Raw genomic sequence first — 19,677 nt, forward strand, 5'->3', positions numbered from 1 at the left:
CCTACTCCGTTTTTAACAGCCAGTCGCGGATCGCCGCGATCTGGTTCGGTTGGAACAGCGACGGGGCGTGACCGCAGTCGGGAAACTCGACAAGATCGACGCCGCCCCGCGCGACCATCCCAAGGGCGGTGGCGCGCAGCAGCAGGCCTGATTGCCCGCCGCGCAGCAGCAGTACCGGTTGCTGCACTTGGTTCCACAGCGGCCACAGGTTCACATCGCCAATCGGTGCTTTATCGAACCCAGCGTAGAGATTCGGATCGAAGTTCAGCCGATAGCTTCCGTCCGCTTCCTGCCGGGTGGAGTGTTTGGTCATCCAGGTCCAATCGGCATCCGAAATCGGCCCGAAATCGGCGTAGCGTTGGCGCAAATGCGCTTCGGCTTCGACCAGCGAGGCAAAGACGGGCCGCCGGTCGGCGGTGGCGATGCGGTCCAGCGCTTCCTTCGGAATGAAGCTGGCGACATCGTTAAGGATAAGGCGGCGAATACGTTGCGGTTGCACCGAATTGACGCCGAGTGCGATCAGCCCCCCCATCGAGGTGCCAAGCCAATCGACCTCGGGTAACCCCAGTTTGTCCAGCAAGGTCAGGCATTGCCAAACATAGCTGGGGTAATCATAGCCTGCCGGATCGCTTAACCAGTCCGACGCGCCGCGCCCGGCGATATCGACGGCAATCACCCGATACCGGTCGGCCAAGGCGGCGGCGACCTTATCGAAATCATGGGCGTTGCGGGTTAGCCCATGCACGCAGAAGAGGGTACGCGCGGCATCCGCCGGGCCGGTTTCCCGGATGGCGAGGAAGAGACCCCCACCGATATCGATCCGCGCCGTTTTCATCATACCCCCTTGCCCGATTTACCCGTCAATGGCCATCGCCTCATCTTCCACCACAACATATGCATCGGGGAAGAAACCATTGAAGCGCGTTGCCAAGGCATTGGAATAGGCGCCTATGCGGCCAAATTCAATCCAATCGCCTTCGGTCATGTCGGCGGGCAGGCGCAGGGTAACGGGCAGCACATCGGTCGAATCGCAGGTGGGGCCGTAGATCGTATAGTCCAACATCTCGTCGCTAAAGGCGCGGCCTGGGCGGATTGGTCGCACCGGAAAGCGCAGCCGGGCGGTGACCGTTTCCGACAGTGAACCGTAAATCCCGTCGTTAATATAGAGTTGATCACCCTTGCGCAGATGTACCTGCGTGACGAGCGACATACCATCCGCCACCAGGGCACGGCCCGGTTCGCACATCAGCACGCAGTCGCGCCGCAGTTTGACCTCTTTCAACCCCTCTTCGATCTCGGCAAAGAAATCGGCCAAGGGCGGTACTTCGGCGCCTTGGTAGGAGGTCGGGAAGCCGCCGCCGACATCGAGATAGGCGATATCGACGCCCGCGGCCGCAATCACCTCGCCAACGATCTTCAGCGCGGTGCGGAAGGCGCGCGGGTTGGCGCATTGCGAGCCGACGTGGAACCCCACCCCGGCGCGGGCGCCTTCGGCCTTGATCTCTTGCAGCAGTTCCACCGCTTCGGCTGGTTTGGCACCGAATTTGGCCGAAAGATCATAGGCGGCGCCGGCCGAGGGGGTGGCGAGGCGCACGATGATGGCCAAGCCTTCTTCCCGCGCTTCGTCTAGAACCTTATGCAACTCGTCGCGCGTATCGATGACGAAATGTTCGACGTTATAAACTTCGTCGGCGATCCGAATGGCAGAGCGGCTTTTGACCGGATGCATGAAATAGCATTCGGCATCGCGGAACAATTCCCGCACTTGGGCCACTTCGTTCAGCGACGCCGTATCGAAATGGCGAATACCTTCGTCATACAGCGCCCGCAGGATCAAGGGGTGCGGATTGCATTTGGTCGCGTACAGCACGCGCCCGTCGAACGCATCGAGGAAATCGCGCGCCGCGCGCTTCACCACATGCGGGCGGACGCAATAAACCGGATATCCAGGCTTCAGCGCCGCCACCATCGCGGCGGCATCGGCATATTTCGGCTGCTGCGGCCGCTTGCCGCCTTCCAGAACCCGTTGACCTTCGACGCTCATACCCTGTCGCCTTTCCTGTCGGGGCTGTTCCCATTGGCGGAATACCGGGGAACTATGTCACGAAAGCGGCGTTAGCCGTGTATCCGTTCGATGACAAACCCGGCAGGACTGCCTTTGGCATCCGCTTTGCGCGCAGCAAAGCGGGCGGCAATATCCTCGGCGCTCGGGTCATGGGCGGGGTGCCCATCGGACCGGGCAGGAAGATGAACCATCACGGCACTGGCGCGCAGCAGCGGAAAATTCCGCTCCCGCCCATCGCGGTCCTTGGCGGTGATATGGCCGCGCAACCGGCTTTCGAGATCGTAGAGCGAGGTAACATCGGTGCGGAACTTGCCGAGAAGCTGATTTAAAACATCGGCGACATCGGCTTCGCCCACCCCCACGGCCCCCATCACAAAATCGTCGCCGCCGATATGTCCGGCGAAGAAGCCGGGGGCATTTTGGGCAATGCGCATCATATCGGCGAACATGGTGATCACCCGGTCGCCCTGGCGGAAACCATAAGTATCATTAAAGGGTTTAAAGAAATCAAAATCGATGAAAACGATACTGACCGGCTCCGTCCCTTGGTCCAAAGCCCGGTCGATCCACTCTTGGATCTTCTGATTACCGGGCAGGCGGCTGAGCGGGTTTTGGTCGCGGGCGCCCGCCAGATTATACTCATGCACCAGTTTCAGTAGGGATCGTGGGCTGAGGAAGCCAAGGTAGCGGCCATCCTCCGTCACCAGAATCCCATCGGCAGCACTATCGCCGGAAAAGGCTTCGACGATCCGGTCAATATGGGTTCCGATATCGCAGACCGGGCAGGTGACGATCAGGTCGCGCACCCCATCGCCAATCGCCCGATTGCGCAGCAGATCGCTGCCAAACCGGCTATAGGCGAAACGCTTGATATCCCGTTCGCGCACGACGCCCAAAGGGCGCCCCCGGTCATCGACCACCGGGATCACCTCGGCCGTTTCATTCTGCCGGAAGGTTTCCAGCAGGTCGGCCCGGGCGGTGTGCGGCGGGATGGGGGGAATGCGCTGGATCGCCTCCTCCATCAGTGGGCCGGAGGTAACGGGGCGGCGCCGGTCCGCGTGATTAAGGTCGAGAACCGTCAGATACTCTAGTTGTAGCCCCCGCAGATCCGTTGTGGGGCGGGCGATGCGATAGCCTTGGGCGAAATCGCAGCCGATATCGCGGCAAACATAAAATTCCCGGTCGGTTTCGATCCCTTCGGCGATTACCTGAATACCGCGAATATGGGCGTAATTCGTAACCTGTTCGACCAGCCCGCGCTTGCGCACGTCCTGATCGATCCCGGAGATAAAAAACCGATCGATCTTCAGATAGTCTGGCTTGGCTTCATAGAGCATCTTCAGGCTGGCATAGCCGACGCCGAAATCGTCAATGGCAACGGCAATGCCGGAGGCGCGGTACTGTTCGAACATGCGGTTGCCGCCGTCGTGCAGATTGAATTCCGACCGTTCCGCCAACTCAAGGCAGATGATCGACGGGGCGAGACCGATTTCCTGCAACAGTTCGACCGTGAAGCCCGACCGATACCCTGGGGCGCCGAATAGCCGCGAATCGACGTTCAGAAACAGCATGCTGCTGGTCGCAAGGTCACGGCGCTGGGCGAATTTGCGGATCGCCTTGGCGCGCAACGCCAGTTCGACCGGCACCATCTGCCCATCGGCAATGGCGGCATCGAACACATCGGACGGGGTTTTGAACCCGATGGTATCAACCCCCCGCATCAGCGCTTCGAACCCCAAAACCCGCCCATTGCGGAAGGAGACGATGGGCTGATAGCCGTAATCCAGCCCGGCAAGGCGTTGCTGCCAGAGAGGATTATCAAGCTCGACCGGCATGGAGGGGACATCCAGCATGGACAAGGCAGCTCACGACGGAACCAAGGGGACGCGGAGGCGTCACACGAGCGGCTACCCTAATCCCGAAGTGTGACTCTTTCGGGTCAAACTGCTTAACACGCCTGTCATACGCGGGCGGCGGCAAAGGGAAACACCGCCCGCGCAGGTTAGCAAAAAGACTATTCGAGACTAATGTTGCGCGCCTTGATCAGCGGATGCCAATAGGCGCTTTCCGATGCAATGTAGGCCGAAAGTGCCTTTGCGTCGCTGGGGATCGGCTCCAGACCAAAGTCCAGCAGTTTCTTTGAAACCTCTGGGTTGGCTAGGGCCTTTTGCAGCTCGGCGGTTAGTTTCGACTGGATAGCGGCGGGGGTGCCCGTCACCGTGACCAGCCCCTGCCACGCATAGGCCTCGATATCCTTATACCCAAGCTCCTGCAAGGTCGGCACATCTGGCAGGGCGGCTAGGCGGGTTTTGGAGAAAACCGCCAAGGGCTTCAGCCCGCCCGCCCGGATCTGCGGCAGGCCGACGGCGGCATCGGCGACCATCAGCGGTAGTTGGTTCGCCAGCACGTCCTGCACCGCCGGGGCGGCGCCGCGATAGGGGACATGGTTCATCGCAAGCCCGGCTTTTTCAATCAGCAGTTCCATGGCCAAATGATGGGGGCTACCGATACCGGGCGAGGCATAATTGGTTTTGCTGGGCGCGGCCTTAATCGCCTCAAACAATTCTTGCGCGGTTTTCGCCGGGGTCTGGCTATTGACCACCAAAATAAGCGGGAAGCGCGCCATCAGACCAACCGGCGCGAAATCTTTCACCGGATCGTAGCGCGGTTTGGCAAACAGCGCCGAATTATAGACCAGCGAGCCATTGTCGCCAGAAAACAGCGTGTAGCCATCGGGCGGCGAGCGGGTGACGCTGGTGGCCGCGAGGACCGAGGCGGCGCCCGGCTGGTTTTCAACGACGACCGGCTGTCCCAGGCTTTTCGACAGTTCGTTACCAATCACGCGGGCGAGAAAGTCCGACCCGCCGCCGGGTGGATAGCCGACGACCCAGCGCAGCGGGCGGCTTGGGTAGTCTTGAGCGTGCAGCGCGGGCGCCGCGCTCAGCGCCGCCAGCGTTACCGCCGCGAGGGCCGTTAGTTTACCGAAAGCGCGCATGACCGTTTCCCCTGATGGTTATTAGTATCAGTTGAAACGAATGGACAAAATGACGCGTCTGTCAAGCCTGGCGGGGTTAACGCTTATTTCCCCTGTCTTCAATTTTCCGTATAATGAAGACATTCACGAAGGATCGGAGGTAATCATGACGCGCACGACAACCTTGACGGTCCGGGTTAGTGGAAGCCTAAGCGATTTCGTGGCCGCAAACGTTGATGAAAACGGCGCATATGAGAATGTCAGCGAGTATATCCGTGACCTGATCCGCCGTGATAAGGCACGGGCTGAGGATGAAGCATTCAAGCGGCTGAAGGCTGAGTTGACCTTGGCATTTTCCGCCCCTGAAACAACCTATCAACCGATGACCGCAGCGGATATCATTGCGCGCAATCGGCGTTGACCCAATGGCTGCCGTCCATATCCAGGAAGCGGCGGCCTTCCGCCTGGATGAAATTTATCGCTATACCCGTGATCGCTGGGGGGATGCCAAGGCTGCAGACTATATCGACGGTCTTTTCGATGTTTTTACTCGCCTAGAAAACCACGCAGCTTTCTCGAAGCCGATTCCGGCAGAATTTGGGATTGATGGATTTTTTACGCGCTACCAATCTCACATCATTTATTGGCGTAGGCTATCCGATGGTTGCATCGGGATTGTGACAGTGCTTCACGTCCGAATGCATCAAATCGACCGATTCCGTGAAGCCTTTGATCTTTAAAAGGATCACCGCCCCTTCGCTTTAGCCTCCCGGTCCAGCGCCTTCTTTGTCCGGGTGGTCGGATCGGCGGCCAGCGGGTCTTCGGGCCAGACGTGGCGGGGGTATTGGCCGCGCATATCTTTCCGCACCTCGGCATAGGCGCCTTTCCAGAACCCGGCTAAATCGCGTGTGACCGCCAGCGGGCGGCGGGCGGGGGAGAGGAGATGCAGCAGCACCGGCGCCCGCCCATCACCCAAGCGCGGGGTTTCCGCGAGGCCGAACATTTCCTGCAAGCGCACAGCCAGCACGGGTTCGTCGCCGGAGTAATCGACGGCGACCTGCGAGCCGGTTGGCACGTCGATATGGGTGGGGGCGAGTCGGTCGAGGGCGCGCTGCTGTTCCCACGGCAAAGCCTCGCGCAGGATTTGCGCCAGCGGCAGATTGTCGAGATGGCTCAGACGGCTCCGCCCGTCAAGATGGGGGCCGAGCCAGTCTTCGAGCGTGGCGAGCAGGGCGTCGTCGGACCAATCGGGCCAGTCCTCCCCCGTCGTGCGGCGGGCGAAGGCAACGCGCTGGCGCAGGGTTTCGGCGGCATCGGACCAGGGCAGACAGTGCAGCCCGATCTGGCGGATACCCTCCAGCAGCCCGGCGCGGACCAGATCGGCGGGCGGATTGGGGATCGGTTTATCGGCGAAGACCAGCGCGCCGAAGCGACGTTGACGGCGGGCGGCGACGGCGTTTTGCGCCTTATCCCAACTTACGCTATCGCGGTCCTCCATCCGGCTTGGGAAGAGCGCTTCCACATCGGCCTCCGTCAGCGGGGCGGCGAGGAAGATGCGGGCATTCGCCCGGTCGCCGTCGAGGGATGCTACGGCCAGCAACGGGGTGGTCGATTGCGGGTCTTCCAGCGGCAGCAGGGCCCCTTGGCCGCTCGATAGCCGAAACTGACCGGGCGGGCCGCGCCGCTGGGCGATTCGGTCGGGATAGGCGAGAGCGAGCAGGCGTCCGGCGTCGCGCGTGTCTAGCCGTTCATCGGGTCTCACGCCGATCTGGCGGCGAAACTGCGTTGCCTGCTGACGAATGGCGGCGGCGGCTTTGCGGTCAAGGTCCGGGTGGTTTTCCGCACCGATCAATAGGTCTAGCCGATGGATGAGATCGGTCGAGCGAGCGCCGCCGCGCGGTCGGATGGGGTCGCGATCGCCGAGGAGGGCGGCGAGCAAGCAGGCGAGGGCGCCGTCGCCCATCTCCCGCCCCTTGAGCATCAAATGCGCGAGGCGCGGATGGGCGCCCAGTTTCGTCATCGCCTGACCGTGCGGGGTAATCCGCCCGTCCGCCCCGAGAGCGCCGAGATCGGCTAGCAAGGCGCGGGCGCGGGCGAGCGCCGGGGCGGGGGGCGGGGTCAGCCAGCGCAAATCCTTGGCTTCCGCTCCCCAGGACGCGAGTTCAAGCGCGAGCGGCGCGAGGTCGGCGCTTTCGATTTCGGGCGGATGGAAGGGCAGCAGCCCGCGCTGCTCCGCCTCCGCCCACAGCCGATAACAAACGCCGGGACGTTGCCGCCCGGCGCGGCCCCGGCGCTGTTCGGCGGCGGCGGCGCTGACGCACACGGTTTCAAGGCGGCTCATGCCCGTTGCGGGATCGAAGCTCGGGCGCCGCGACAGGCCAGCATCGATAACGATGCGGGTGCCGTCCAGGGTTACACTGGTTTCGGCAATGGCGGTGGAAAGCACCACTTTCCGCCGACCGGACGCGGCAGCGCGGAGCGCGCGGTCCTGATCGGCGAAGCTCAGCTCCCCCGCCAGGGTCAGTAGATCGACCGTTTCCGGCAAACTACCCTCAAGCGCGGCGGCAGTCCGGCGGATTTCCCCGGTTCCGGGCAGGAAGGCCAAAAGATCACCCTCTGCCTCCTCGCGCAGCGCCTGGCGCACGGCAGCGGCGACGCCCGGCTCCAGCCGGTCGGGCCGCCCGAGGTAGCGGGTTTCCACCGGATGCGCCCGCCCGTCGGAGGTCAGCAAGGGTGCAGCGTCCAGCAGGGCCGCGACGCCCGCGCCATCAAGGGTGGCGGACATGACCAACAGCCGCAGATCGTCCCGCAGGGCCGCGCGGGTTTCGAGCGCCAGGGCCAAGGCGAGATCGCTATCAGCATTACGTTCGTGAAACTCGTCGAACAGCACGGCGGCGACGCCGGATAATTCTGGATCGTCTTGGATTTGGCGCAGGAACAGCCCCTCCGTCACCACCTCCACGCGGGTTTTCGCCGAAACCTTGCTGTCGAGGCGCACGCGGTAACCGATGGTCTCCCCCACCGTCTCTCCGATTTGCGCGGCCATGCGCTGGGCGGCGGCGCGGGCGGCGATGCGGCGCGGCTCCAGCATCACAATCTTACCGTCGCCGCGCCAGTCGGCCCCCAGCAGGGCCAAGGGAACGCGGGTGGTTTTCCCGGCGCCCGGCGGGGCTTGCAGCACCGCGCGGCCCTCCTGCGCAAGGGCGGTTAGAAGGTCTGGCAGCAGCGGTTCGATAGGCAGATCCATGCCGCCGCTCTACACCGATTTGACGGCTGCTACCACAGTATTTGCCAAAGCCCCCGCGCCCGCGCTAAGGTCCGCCCGATTTGTGGTCCGGGAGTGGTGCGGTGAGCGATATTTTCCGCGAGGTTGACGAGGATCTGCGTACCGAACGGGCGCAGCAGCTTTGGCAGCGTCATGGCAAGCTGGCGGTCGGGGTGGCGGTTCTCGTCGTTCTGGGCGTGGCGGGCTATACGCTGTGGCAGCAGCGTGTGACCGAAAGCCGGATGAGCGCGGGCAGCCATTATGCCGAAGCGGAAAACGAGCTGGCGCGCGGCAATAAGGACCAAGCGGCGGCGGGCTGGGGCCTGCTGGTTCAGGAAGCCAAGGGCGACGGTTACGGCCTGCTCGCCCGCCTGCGCCTTGCCGCGCTTGCGGCGGAAAAGGGCGAGGCCACGGCGGCGGCCAGTCAGTATAAGGCCATTGCGGCCGATACGGCGGTGGCCCAGGAATACCGCGATCTCGCAACGCTTGGCGCGGCCCAGGCCGAAGCGGCGACGCTGACGCCCGACGCGCTCGAAACCGCGCTAAAGCCTTTGCTTGCCGATAATCATCCGCTGCGTGCCCAAGCGCGGGAGATTTTGGCGGCGGCTTTTCTGAAGGCTGGCAAGACTGACCAAGCCCGCACGCTGCTGGCGGCGATTTCCGACGATCCCGGATCGCCGACAGGGGTGCGCGCCCGCGCGACCGAACTGTTGGCCGCCCTGGGGAAGGCGGGGTGAGCCGGATGAATTCTGCCCTGCTGCGCCGCTCGACGGCGCTGATCGGTCTTGTCGCGGCATCGCTCGCGCTCGCTTCCTGCGGCGGTGGCTCGAAGAAGCCGCCCCTACCCGGCGAGCGGATCGCCGTGCTGAAATCGACGACGGTGCTGGAAGCCGATGCCGCGTTGGCCGAGGCGACGGTCGAACTGCCACGCCCGGAAACCTATGCCGATTGGCCGCAGGCGGGGGCTTTCCCCGACCATGCCCGCCATCACCTTGCGCTGGGCGATCAGGTGACGCAGGCATGGACCGCGTCTATCGGCACCGGCTCGGCCCGTCGCCGGGCGTTGCAATCGCTGCCGGTGGTGGCGGATGGGAAGGTTTTCACAGTCGATAGCGAAGGCTATGTTAGCGCCCACGCCATCGGGGACGGGCGGCTGCTGTGGCGCGCGCCGACGATACCCGACGATGAGGATGATCCCACCGTTAGCGGGGCCGCCGCCTTTGCTGGGGGCAAGCTCTACGTCGCCACGGCGGCTGCGGAATTGGTGGCGCTCGACGCCGCAGACGGCAAAGAACTCTGGCGCAAGCCGCTGCCAGCTCCGGTGCGGGCCGCGCCGACGATTTCCGGCGACCGGATTTTTATTATCACTCTCGATAATCAAACCATCGCCCTGTCGCTTGACGATGGTAAGCGGCTGTGGGGCCATAGCGGCATTAGCGAAGTTGCCGGGCTGCTCGGCGGTGGTGCGCCTGCCGTGTCGGGCGATTATGTCGTCGTGCCCTATAGCTCGGGCGAGTTGTTTGCCCTGCGCTATGAAAACGGGCGCCTGCTGTGGGCCGATAATCTATCGGGCCTGCGCCAGTCGAACGCCGTCGCGGGGCTTGCCAATATTCGCGGTAATCCGGTGATCGACCGGGGCGTCGTTTTTGCGGCCAGCCACGCCGGGCGCCTGGGCGCCATCGAGCTGCGGACCGGCGAACGGATTTGGGACCGCGAGCTTTCGGTCCAGGAAGACCCGTGGGTCGCCGGGGAATATCTCTTCGTCGTCACCACCAATGGCGAGGTTGTGGCGCTTACCCGCACCGATGGCCGCATGCGCTGGGTACGCCCGCTGCAACGCTTCGCCGACGAGAAGAACCAGAAAGAGCCGATCCGCTGGTCCGGCCCCGTGCTGGCGGGCGACCGGCTGCTGCTCACTAGCAGCGAGGGTAAGATCGCCGCCGTCTCCCCCTATACCGGCGAACTGCTGGGCGAGATGGGGATTCCCGGTGCGGCGGTTCTGCCGCCCATCGTCGTTGGTAAAACGCTTTATGTTCTAACCGAGGATGGCCGTCTTGCGGCCTATCGCTAATGCCTGATTTGACCCTTCCCCCTATCGTCGCCATCGTTGGCCGCCCGAATGTGGGGAAATCCACCCTGTTCAACCGGCTGGTCGGCAAAAAACTGGCGATTGTCGATGATACGCCGGGCGTGACCCGCGACCGGCGCGAGGCCGATGGTCATCTCGGCGATCTCGAGTTCCGCGTTATGGATACGGCGGGGCTGGAGAATGCCACCGACGATTCGCTGCCCGCCCGCATGCGCCGTCAGACCGAACAGGCCTTGGCGGATGCCGATATTATCCTGTTTGTCATCGATGGGCGCGCCGGGGTGACGGCGGACGATACCCATTTCGCCAACCTGCTGCGCCGGTCCAATCAGCCGATTTTGCTGCTGGTCAATAAGGCCGAAGGGCAGGCGGCGCGGGCTGGGTTCCTCGAAGCCTATGAGCTTGGCATCGGCGAGCCGATCCCCGTGTCTGCCGAGCATGGCGAGGGCATGGCCGATCTTTATCAGGCCCTGCGCCCGCTGATCCTGAAAGACCTGCCGGAGATTGAAGACGAGGCGACCGACGACGAGGATGAGGCCGCCGCCGCCCGTCGTCCGTTGCAGGTCGCGATTTGTGGTCGCCCGAACGTCGGTAAATCGACGATGATCAATCAGTTGCTGGGCGAAGACCGGCTGCTGACCGGGCCGGAAGCAGGGATTACGCGCGACAGTATCTCTGTCTCTTTCACTCATCGTGATCGCGAGATGAAGCTGTTTGACACCGCCGGGCTGCGCCGCCGCCCGAAGGTGCACGATAAGCTTGAAAAACTCTCGGTCGCCGATACGCTGCGCTCCATCCAATATGCCGAAGTGGTCATCATGGTGATCGACGGCACCCAGGGGCTGGATAAGCAGGATTTGAACATCGCCGCCAGTGTCATCGACGAAGGCCGCGCCATCGTGCTGGCGGTCAATAAATGGGACGCGGTGGAGAATAAGGACGAGCGGTTGCAGGAGATCAAAGATCGCCTGTCAATCTCGCTCACCCAGGTCAGTGGCATTCCCATCGTCACCTGCTCCGGCTTAACCGGGCGCAGCCTCAACGTGCTGCTCGATCAAGCCTTGCAGGCGCATAAGCGTTGGAACTTCCGCGTAACGACATCGAAGCTGAACCGCTGGCTGGAAGGGGCGCTGGAAGCCCATCAGCCGCCGCTGGTTTCGGGCCGCCGCATCAAGATCCGCTATGGAACGCAAATTAAGGCCCGCCCGCCGACGCTGGCGCTCTTCTGCACCAAAGCCTCGGAACTGCCGGATCATTATATCCGCTATCTGGTGAACAGCTTCCGCGATACCTTCGACCTGCCGGGGGTGCCGATCCGCGTCGTGCTGCGCCAGCCGGATAATCCTTACGATGATGATTAACATACGAGGGGCGGGGAAATTCCCCGCCCCTCGTATGGTACAGAGTCCGCGTTTTTCTACGCCGCCCCTTGGGTCTGGCTGGCGTAATCGGTTAGCGCGCCGTTGAGGTTGCCCGCCTCGCCCGAAAGGCTTTTGGCGGAATGGGTCAGCGTATCGGCAATCGATCCGGTGGTTTTCGCTTCGCTTAAGACCTGTTGGATCAAGCTGCTGGCCGTCTGTGCCTGGGTGGCGATCTGGCCGACGCGCGAGGCGACCTCGCTGGACGTCGCGTTGTGCTGTTCGACCGCCGAGGCGATGGAGGTTTGCAGCATATTCACTTCGGTCACGGCCGCGCGCACGGCTTCGAACCCACGCACGGTAGCCCCGAGGCTATCCCGAATAGCGTGGACCGTTTCGGCAATACGGCTGGTGGCGCTGGTCGTGCTTTCGGCGAGCTTCTTCACTTCCTGGGCGACGACGGCAAAGCCGCGCCCTGACTCGCCCGCCCGCGCGGCCTCAATCGTCGCATTCAGCGCCAGCAGCTTGGTTTGATCCGCGAGGCTGGTGATGAATTGCACGATGCCATCCACTTCCGCCGCGCTCTCGGTGAGGGTTTTCACCGTATCGCCGGTTTCACCGAGGAAGCGGGTGGCGTTATCGGCGCTGCGCTGTGCGTCGGCGGCGCGCTGGCTGATTTCCTTGATCGCCGAGGTTAATTCCTCGGTCGCGCCGGAAACCTGCAAGGCGCTGCGGCTGCTTTCCGCCATCAAGCCGCCGACATCATCGGCCAGGGTGATCGTATGGCGCGAGCGTTCGATCAGCGAGGCGGCGACCTGATCGAGCGATTGCGCCTGGCGGGCAACGCTACCGGCGACCGTCTGCACGTCGGTCATCATCGCTTCCGCCTGACGGGCGGCGAGGATTTGTGCGGTCACGTCGATCCAGGTCAAGGCGAGCCCAACGAGGGCGCCACTACCGTCGCGCACGGGTTCGAGGTTGGCGGTCACATCGGTACTGCCGACCCGCAGGCGAAGATTGCGTAAGGCATCGCCGCTGCCGGACAGGCAGGCCTGCACCCGTTCGGCGCCAAGGCCCAGCAAGTCGCCGCTGGCGCGGTCGATGCTATGCGCTTCGCAGAAGCTGATCGCGGCGGGATTGAGGAAGGCGACGTGGCCGTGCTTATCCAGTAGCGCGGTCGGCGTTGGGCTGCCGTCGACCATCTGCTTCAACTGCAGAACATTCTCGACGCTTTCGCGCAGATGGGCGAGGGCGCGCGCCATGACCGCCATTTCATCCGGTCCGGTCGGCGGAATCGCCTGTTTGGTATTGCCCGAGGCCACGGCTTCCATCACCTGCGCGAAAATCCCGAGGGGGCGGAAAACCGCAATCCGCAGCACGATGAACCCGCCGACGGCAACGACAACGGCGAGGATCAGCAAGGCCTGCTGGCTGTTACTCTGCACATCCGCTGCTTGCTGGGTAAAGTCATCGATCCCGCGCGTCAGGGCCAAACCGGCCCAGGGGCGATTATTGCCGCCCATGAGGGTCGTGCGGGCGGTCGCAACATCACTCACCCCTTGGGGCAGACCTTCGCTCTTGAACACGCTCTGGTTTTTACCGTCAAAAATCTCGACCGTACCATCGAGCGACGGGCCGATGCCTTCCAGCAGGTGCAGCGGATCGGTCACCACTTCCATGATGCCAAGAACACGGAAACCGCCGACCGGTACAAAAATACTGTGCAGCGGGCGGCCTTCTGATGATTGCCAGAGAATTTCGAAGGCTTGGCGCTGGGCGCCGCGATCGCGAGCCTTCAATTGATCGAGAAGGGCTTGATCTTCCGTCGCGGTCGCCTTGCCGCCCTTGGTGGTGCGCGAGAGCAGAGCCATCTCCGGCGTGAAGATATTCACCGCAACCAGATTGATCTGCTGCTCGATCACCGGCGTCAGCGTGTAAAAAAGATCGGTCGTGAAGCCCAGCTTGGCCACGTCTTTCGCTTCGGTTGCCGGGGGCAGGTCGGTTGAGCGGCTCCATTCATTCGCGATAGGGGCGATACGTTCGCTATACACCCGCGTCATCTTATCGCGGACGAGATAGGTCAGGATTTTGCCAGTCGATGTGTTCAGCGTATCGGTGGCGAACGCCGTATAGGTCGTCAGCATATTGGCCTGTGTGTACCCGACGGCGGCGGCAACGATCAGGAATAATGTCACCAGCACGCGGCGGAGCGTCAGGCGCGGGGTCCAGACCGAAGGAATGCGATGCTCAGCCATGCCAGACCTTCCTTGCTAATACGACCGTATTCAAAAATGCATGCATGAAATGCGCCATCCGTCCTGAGACCAAGGGCCTGGGAGACGGCGGGAGGCATCTACCTATTCATCTAGAGACGCGCCATCGCATTGGAAGAGGCACCGGCCTGTGACGAACCGGCGCCAGCCTTGGGCGGGCAACTCCCAGGCGATGGCGCGTGCGGAAAGGGCTGGGGAACCCCATTCCTGGACGATGCGGGGGAGGGCGGCATCGCCTGAAATGGTTTTTAAACAAATCAGAAATTTTTGAGAAATATAATGGGATGCTGTGGCTATAACCGGACGTTATTGTGCGTTGCGGTAGGTTTTAGCGCAAGAAACTGTCCGTCCGGTCAGAACCGATCCTCTTATGGTGTTAGCGGACGAGGATTTCCGAAACCTCGCGCACTTGGGTTCGGGCGCGCAAGAGATAAAAGCCCTGCGTTGCCAGATGGTTGGCAACGAAGACCCCATCGGTCGCGCCGTTCATGACGATGAGCGGGTTGAGCAACGAGGCTTCGTGCAGGCTGGCCAGCATCTGGGTCCAGACATTAAAGGCCTCCCGTTCGCGTAGAAGCTGCTGATAATCGGTCCCGAGTTCGCGCAGGATCAGGTAATAGGCGTATAGCCGCCCTTTGACCCCATAGAAGACATTATCCGCCCGCCGGTCGATAAACTGGTCGCGGCCTTCCAGGATCTGTCGGTCGAGCACGGCGGAGGCCGAACCGAGGTCGGACATGATCCGGTCGAGCAGGGCGATGAGATTGTCGCCCCGGCGCTCGAACAGCGCCTGCCCTTGGCCGAGGCGCTGGTTATACGTCCGCAGCGCTTTGGCCGCAGCCCGGTATTTGGCGTCGGAGGAGGTGGTCGGCGCCCAGGAGGTGGAAAAATCGAACAGCCAGATATTCGGCGCCGACTTCAGCAAATCGACGGCTTTTGATAGGTCGGGATCGGCTTGGGAGGAACCCCGATTGCGGCCGATCTGATCCATCATCTCCGTAGAGAACCGCCCAATGGCCTCCATCATACCGGTCTGAAACTCCGGCATATTGTCGAGCCACCAGCCCGGTAGAAAAATCGGATCATTGGCCGTCCAGCGGTGGGTGATGGTTTCGCGTTCGATCAGCGTCGCCGCCATGGCCACCGCATGACTGCCGCCTTGGGGAAGCTCGGTCGGCGCCAGGGTTGTATCATCGTCGATGACATGAACCCACAGCATGCCGACCGGAATATACAGTGCGACGAGCAGCACGAGCGCCAAGGCCATCTTGCCAATGAGCCCCACGCCGATCCTTAGGCGCTTCGGCCAGAAGCGCGAAGCCAGCGACCGTTTTTCGAAGTCGAATTCCGTCACCCGATAAACTCCCTTCCCCCCGGACCCTGAACGGCTCCATTCCGCCACTCTAGGACGGCGCTACGGCATATATAAGGCCGAGAGCGTAAAATTTCAGAATGCCGGAAGGTTTTCCAGGGGGGTATGGCTCCATTAACCTAAAATACCCTGGAGAAGATCACAGGATTTTTCAGGAATCTGTCAGAGAATCGTCACGGAAGCGTCATTTCGGAACGGCATGGTTGCCCTGGCAAAACTGCGGGTGCGTGCCGACGCATTCCCCCGCACCCGTTTAGACCCTTGATCTGCGAGACACCGATGACCGACGCAAGCCTGGCGCCCGCCACGACCCATGACGCCGACGAGGTGACCAACCTTTCCGATAACCCGACCTTCGCTTCGGTGGTCGATGCCAGCCTCAGCCGCCGCTCGGTGCTGATGGGCACGGCGGCAACCGCGCTGTTCGGATCGCTCGGCGGTGTGTCCGCCCTGACCATCGCGGGTGATGCCCAGGCCGCCGATAAGGCGAAGAAGCTGCTGGGCTTCAAGCCGGTGGCAAAGAGCCTAGCCGATGCCGTTATCGTACCGGAAGGCTATGACGCGCAGATCATTTACGCCCTCGGCGATCCGCTGACCGCTAATACCCCGGATTATAAGAACGACGGCACCGATGCCGATTTTGAAAACCGGGCGGGTGATCATCACGATGGGATGGAGTGGTTCGGCCTGAGCGCGGACGGCAAGCCGTCCACCACCGCGACCAATCGTGGCATTCTCGGCGTCAATCACGAAGCCACCACCGACGAAAAACTCTCCTCTTTCTTTATCCATCCGACGGGCGGTACCGCCACGCTGCCCCGCCCGGCAGCCGAAGTAGATAAGGAATTGGCGATCCACGGCGTGTCCTTCGTCGAAGTTCGTAAGAATGCCGCCGGCAAGTGGGAATATGTGAAGGCGTCGGCCTTCAACCGTCGCTTCACCACCCTGACCGAAATGGAAATCAGCGGCCCCGCGCGGGGCAATGCGCTGCTGAAGACCAAATATTCCCCCGACGGCACCAAAACCCGCGGCACGTTGAACAACTGCGGCACCGGGAAAAGCCCCTGGGGTACGCTGATGACCGGTGAAGAGAATTGGAACGGCTACTTCTTCCGTGCCAAGGGCGATGACGAAGCGCGCGGTAACGATAAGTCGGTCACCGCACTGAAGCGCTATGGCCGCGCCGAAGGGGCTGCCTCGCGTCACGGTTGGGAATCGGCGGGTTCCGACGATAAGTACATGCGCTGGAACAATGTTAAGACCGGAACCTCGGCCGACGGCAGCGATGATTATCGCAACGAAATGAACGGTCAGGGCTACGTGGTCGAAATGGACCCGTACGATAAGACCAAGCTGGCGAAGAAGCGTACGGCCCTGGGCCGCTATGCGCATGAAAGCGCCGCTTTCAGCCTTCCGGTTAATGGCCAGCCGCTCGCCGTCTACATGGGCGACGATGCGCGCAACGAGTATATCTATAAATTCGTGTCGGAAGCCACTTGGTCGGCGTCGGATGCGACGGCAGCTGACCGTTTGGCTGTTGGCGATAAGTATCTCGACAAGGGGACGCTCTACGTCGCGAAGTTCAATGCCGATGGGACCGGCGAGTGGATCGAACTGTCGATCAACAATCCGAAGATCAAAGGCTACGACAAATATGCCTTCGCCGATCAGGCGGATGTTGCCGTCAATGCGCGCCTCGCGGGCGATGCGGTTGGCGCAACCAAGATGGATCGCCCGGAATGGTGTTCCGTCAATCCGGCTAATGGTGAAGTCTATTTCACCCTGACCAATAACGCTAACCGCACGTCGGAGCCCAAGGGTGGTTCGGCGCTGGAGCCGGATGCCGCGAATCCGCGGGCTTATTCCGACGTCAAGGGTACCTCGCGCGTGCAGACCGGTAATTCGCACGGTCACATCATCCGCGTGCGCGAAGCGGGTGGGGCCGGGGCGAAGGCCTTCTCGTGGGATATTTACCTCTTCGGGGCCGAAGCGTCCGCCGATCCGGCCAGCATCAATCTGTCGAAGCTGAACGCCAATCAGGATCTCTCCAGCCCGGATGGTCTGGCCTTCAGCAAAGCGACCGGCATCTGCTGGATCCAGACCGATGACGGCGCCTATACGGATGTGACCAACTGCATGATGCTGGCCGCCCTGCCGGGCAAGGTTGGCGATGGTCAGAAGGTCAATATCAACTACACGAAGGCCGATGGGGCGAAGTTGACCGTCACCACCCCGGTTGGTAAGGCCCCGACCGAAGGCGAACTGAAGCGCTTCCTGGTTGGTCCGAAGGGGTCGGAAATCACCGGTATTGCTGAAACGCCGGATGGCAAGGCGCTGTTCATCAACATTCAGCATCCGGGCGAAGCCACGAAGATGGCCGATGTCACCGACCCGGCGAAGTATGAAAGCCAGTGGCCGGCGAATGCCGGGTACGGCGCGGGCAAGCGTCCGCGCTCGGCGACCATTGTCATCACCAAAAAGGATGGTGGCGTGGTCGGCGCATAACGCGAGACCATATGCTGAAAAGAGCCACGCAGTCCTTCGGGGCTGCGTGGTTATTTTTTGGGCAGGTTTTTCGCAGGTTTATTCAGCAGCCCGCAGCATTCCGCTCCGTCTATTCAGGGCTGCTGTCGTTTCGCGTTCCACATCGACGAAGGTCTGGATGAATTGTCGGGCCAGCACCGACTGGGGGCGGTGCCGCGCCCAAATGGCCTGGACGCGATAGGTTAACGGGTCTTTCAGCGCGCGAATGTCGATCAGCTCCGGCTGGCCCGAGGCGGCGGTATAACCATCGACGATAGCGGCCCCAGCCCCTCGGCTGACCAGCGACAGGGCGATGCGGTTGGTTTTGACCTCGATTTCCGGGTTGAGGGCGACATCCGCCATGCTCATGGCATTGTGCAGCAGCCCGCCCAGCGGATCGCCCGCGCGCAGGCCGATAAAGGGCCAGCGCGTCATTTCCGTAAGCTCGATGGCGGCAGGCAGAGGCGCGGCCGCGCCTTTTTGGAAGATCGCCACCATCGCGCCTTCGGCCAAGTCTTCGATGCTTAACCCCGGATGCGGCGTTGCTTCGAAAGCAAAGCCAAGGTCGACGTCCTGGACCAGCAGCGCATCGACCAGATCCTTATAATGGTGGGTTTCCACCTCAAAATTGACGTCCGGGTGATCCTTGCGAAAGCGGCTAATCGCCTGGGGCATCATATCGATGCAAAGGGCGGGGGAGGCGGCAATCCGCAGCCGCCCCGACCGCCCGTCTTTAAGGTTGCGCGCTAGCTTTTTGAGGCTCTCAAGACCGGAATAAATCTTCTGCACTTCGGCGAAAAGGGCTAGACCTTCGGGCGTTGGGTGCAGGCGGCCTCGAATGCGCTCGAACAACGTCAGGCCGATTTGATCTTCGGCATGCTGCAGAATTTTCGTAACGGCGGGCTGCGAGACATTTAGCAGCCGTGCCGCCCCGCTGACCGTTCCGGTCACGATGATGGCGTGAAAAACCTCGATATGGCGCAGCCGCATTCTGCCTCGAACCCCCCGGCAAGGCATAGGATAGCGTTTACACTAGCGCAGTTTACGGCGGACGAAAGAGTTATATCGGGTAAAGTCCAGGTTATAGGCTGGAAAGCCGCTTTAGGGCTTGATCAAATAGCGGCGGCACGGCGGCAATGATCGGAAGATCGGCCAAATCCACGCGGCTCAGCCAACGGGCATCGCGCGCGTCGTCGCCTGCGGCAAGCTGGCCCTCAGGATTGCGCCCCAGCACGGGGATCAAAATATAGTGAAACCCATCGGAAACCGCTTCCAGCGGCGGCAGCAGCTCGAAAAACTCGGCTGTGATCCCGGTTTCCTCGTGCAATTCCCGCGCAGCGGCGGCGGTCAGGCTTTCGGCGAACTCCAGCTTGCCGCCGGGAAACCCCCACAGCCCTTGGTTCGGTGGGCGCCCGCGTTCGACCAGCAGCAGCCGATTGTCGCGGCACACCAGCGCCAGAACGCCGACCCGGGGATGCTGCGTCATGGCCTAGCCTTTGAAAGCAAGGAAAGATTTTAGGGAAAACCTCTCCTGGGGCGAGTGACCGGACTTGAACCGGCGACATCCAGAATCACAATCTGGCGCTCTAACCAACTGAGCTACACCCGCCATCAGGAGAGGCGCTTTCCCTAATGCAAGCGCCCGATCCTGTCAAGCGTCTGTCCGCAAATTTCCGATATGCACATATAATAGGCGATATGACGCAATATAGGGCAATAGCCTGACGGAAATCTGTGCAGCACGCCCGTTTTCCAGGC

The 19,677-nt window shown here is 62.1% G+C and carries 15 protein-coding genes and 1 tRNA gene; 6 read left to right on the forward strand and 10 right to left on the reverse strand.

All coding sequences use genetic code 11. The annotated features are described in order from the left end of the window. Window position 1: 1 nt before the first annotated feature. From CHR90_RS03115 to CHR90_RS03130, 4 genes are all read right to left on the reverse strand, one after another. Window positions 2-838 (reverse strand): alpha/beta fold hydrolase, encoded by an 837-nt coding sequence (locus CHR90_RS03115; protein ID WP_094407523.1) that lies wholly within the window; start codon window positions 836-838, stop codon window positions 2-4. Window positions 839-853: 15 nt separating this feature from the next. Then, window positions 854-2,044 (reverse strand): type III PLP-dependent enzyme, encoded by a 1,191-nt coding sequence (locus CHR90_RS03120; protein WP_094407524.1) that lies wholly within the window; start codon window positions 2,042-2,044, stop codon window positions 854-856. Between the two features lie 71 nt (window positions 2,045-2,115). Beyond that, window positions 2,116-3,918: a bifunctional diguanylate cyclase/phosphodiesterase gene (locus tag CHR90_RS03125; protein WP_094407525.1), complete on the reverse strand. Its 1,803-nt coding sequence runs from the start codon at window positions 3,916-3,918 to the stop codon at window positions 2,116-2,118. Between the two features lie 161 nt (window positions 3,919-4,079). Continuing rightward, complete coding sequence (locus CHR90_RS03130) at window positions 4,080-5,060, reverse strand: Bug family tripartite tricarboxylate transporter substrate binding protein (RefSeq protein ID WP_094407526.1); 981 nt, start codon at window positions 5,058-5,060, stop codon at window positions 4,080-4,082. A 145-nt stretch (window positions 5,061-5,205) separates the two neighbouring features. Between CHR90_RS03130 and CHR90_RS03135 the strand changes: the two genes are divergently transcribed. Then, entirely contained in the window at window positions 5,206-5,460 is a 255-nt protein-coding gene (locus CHR90_RS03135; protein ID WP_094407597.1) for a ribbon-helix-helix domain-containing protein, read from the forward strand. 4 nt (window positions 5,461-5,464) lie between these two features. Further along, window positions 5,465-5,779: a type II toxin-antitoxin system RelE/ParE family toxin gene (locus CHR90_RS03140; RefSeq protein ID WP_094407527.1), complete on the forward strand. Its 315-nt coding sequence runs from the start codon at window positions 5,465-5,467 to the stop codon at window positions 5,777-5,779. Window positions 5,780-5,784: 5 nt separating this feature from the next. Here CHR90_RS03140 and hrpB read toward each other — a convergent pair whose 3' ends face one another. Then, window positions 5,785-8,286 carry an ATP-dependent helicase HrpB gene (gene hrpB, locus CHR90_RS03145; protein ID WP_094407528.1) on the reverse strand — a complete coding sequence of 834 codons (2,502 nt, stop codon included), beginning with the start codon at window positions 8,284-8,286 and terminating at the stop codon, window positions 5,785-5,787. Window positions 8,287-8,387: 101 nt separating this feature from the next. Between hrpB and CHR90_RS03150 the strand changes: the two genes are divergently transcribed. From CHR90_RS03150 to der, 3 genes are read left to right on the forward strand one after another with little or no spacing between them, the layout of a single operon-like run. Continuing rightward, the gene (locus CHR90_RS03150) at window positions 8,388-9,041 is read left to right on the forward strand and encodes a tetratricopeptide repeat protein (RefSeq protein WP_170941268.1); all 654 of its coding nucleotides are present in this window, start codon (window positions 8,388-8,390) and stop codon (window positions 9,039-9,041) included. Between the two features lie 5 nt (window positions 9,042-9,046). Beyond that, window positions 9,047-10,375, forward strand: a complete 1,329-nt coding sequence (locus CHR90_RS03155; protein WP_229671588.1) for an outer membrane protein assembly factor BamB family protein — start codon at window positions 9,047-9,049, stop codon at window positions 10,373-10,375. Then, window positions 10,375-11,754 (forward strand): ribosome biogenesis GTPase Der, encoded by a 1,380-nt coding sequence (gene der / locus CHR90_RS03160; protein WP_094407531.1) that lies wholly within the window; start codon window positions 10,375-10,377, stop codon window positions 11,752-11,754. The genes CHR90_RS03155 and der overlap by 1 nt, the downstream gene beginning before the upstream one ends. A gap of 56 nt (window positions 11,755-11,810) precedes the next feature. Here der and CHR90_RS03165 read toward each other — a convergent pair whose 3' ends face one another. Further along, window positions 11,811-14,006 carry a methyl-accepting chemotaxis protein gene (locus CHR90_RS03165; RefSeq protein WP_094407532.1) on the reverse strand — a complete coding sequence of 732 codons (2,196 nt, stop codon included), beginning with the start codon at window positions 14,004-14,006 and terminating at the stop codon, window positions 11,811-11,813. A gap of 394 nt (window positions 14,007-14,400) precedes the next feature. After that, window positions 14,401-15,378 (reverse strand): DUF2333 family protein, encoded by a 978-nt coding sequence (locus tag CHR90_RS03170; protein WP_094407533.1) that lies wholly within the window; start codon window positions 15,376-15,378, stop codon window positions 14,401-14,403. 297 nt (window positions 15,379-15,675) lie between these two features. On the opposite strand from CHR90_RS03170, the gene CHR90_RS03175 reads away from it, so the two are divergent. Next, entirely contained in the window at window positions 15,676-17,901 is a 2,226-nt protein-coding gene (locus tag CHR90_RS03175) for a PhoX family protein (RefSeq protein ID WP_094407534.1), read from the forward strand. 78 nt (window positions 17,902-17,979) lie between these two features. On the opposite strand, the gene CHR90_RS03180 is transcribed toward CHR90_RS03175, so the two are convergent. The 3 genes from CHR90_RS03180 to CHR90_RS03190 form a co-directional block, all read right to left on the reverse strand. Beyond that, window positions 17,980-18,909, reverse strand: coding sequence for a LysR substrate-binding domain-containing protein (locus CHR90_RS03180; protein WP_170941269.1), 930 nt, complete (start codon window positions 18,907-18,909; stop codon window positions 17,980-17,982). A gap of 91 nt (window positions 18,910-19,000) precedes the next feature. Further along, window positions 19,001-19,405 carry an NUDIX hydrolase gene (locus tag CHR90_RS03185; protein ID WP_094407536.1) on the reverse strand — a complete coding sequence of 135 codons (405 nt, stop codon included), beginning with the start codon at window positions 19,403-19,405 and terminating at the stop codon, window positions 19,001-19,003. Window positions 19,406-19,451: 46 nt separating this feature from the next. After that, a tRNA-His gene (locus tag CHR90_RS03190) sits at window positions 19,452-19,528 on the reverse strand. Window positions 19,529-19,677: the final 149 nt, after the last annotated feature.

The sequence above is a fragment of the Elstera cyanobacteriorum genome (genome assembly GCF_002251735.1).
Lineage (GTDB): Bacteria > Pseudomonadota > Alphaproteobacteria > Elsterales > Elsteraceae > Elstera > Elstera cyanobacteriorum.

Coding starts and splice junctions, on each gene's coding strand:
- CHR90_RS03115 (WP_094407523.1), bottom strand. CDS start 838: ATGATGAAAACGGCGCGGATCGATATCGGTGGGGGTCTCTTCCTCGCC.
- CHR90_RS03120 (WP_094407524.1), bottom strand. CDS start 2,044: ATGAGCGTCGAAGGTCAACGGGTTCTGGAAGGCGGCAAGCGGCCGCAG.
- CHR90_RS03125 (WP_094407525.1), bottom strand. CDS start 3,918: ATGCTGGATGTCCCCTCCATGCCGGTCGAGCTTGATAATCCTCTCTGG.
- CHR90_RS03130 (WP_094407526.1), bottom strand. CDS start 5,060: ATGCGCGCTTTCGGTAAACTAACGGCCCTCGCGGCGGTAACGCTGGCG.
- CHR90_RS03135 (WP_094407597.1), top strand. CDS start 5,206: ATGACGCGCACGACAACCTTGACGGTCCGGGTTAGTGGAAGCCTAAGC.
- CHR90_RS03140 (WP_094407527.1), top strand. CDS start 5,465: ATGGCTGCCGTCCATATCCAGGAAGCGGCGGCCTTCCGCCTGGATGAA.
- hrpB (WP_094407528.1), bottom strand. CDS start 8,286: ATGGATCTGCCTATCGAACCGCTGCTGCCAGACCTTCTAACCGCCCTT.
- CHR90_RS03155 (WP_229671588.1), top strand. CDS start 9,047: ATGAATTCTGCCCTGCTGCGCCGCTCGACGGCGCTGATCGGTCTTGTC.
- der (WP_094407531.1), top strand. CDS start 10,375: ATGCCTGATTTGACCCTTCCCCCTATCGTCGCCATCGTTGGCCGCCCG.
- CHR90_RS03165 (WP_094407532.1), bottom strand. CDS start 14,006: ATGGCTGAGCATCGCATTCCTTCGGTCTGGACCCCGCGCCTGACGCTC.
- CHR90_RS03175 (WP_094407534.1), top strand. CDS start 15,676: ATGACCGACGCAAGCCTGGCGCCCGCCACGACCCATGACGCCGACGAG.
- CHR90_RS03180 (WP_170941269.1), bottom strand. CDS start 18,909: ATGCGGCTGCGCCATATCGAGGTTTTTCACGCCATCATCGTGACCGGA.
- CHR90_RS03185 (WP_094407536.1), bottom strand. CDS start 19,405: ATGACGCAGCATCCCCGGGTCGGCGTTCTGGCGCTGGTGTGCCGCGAC.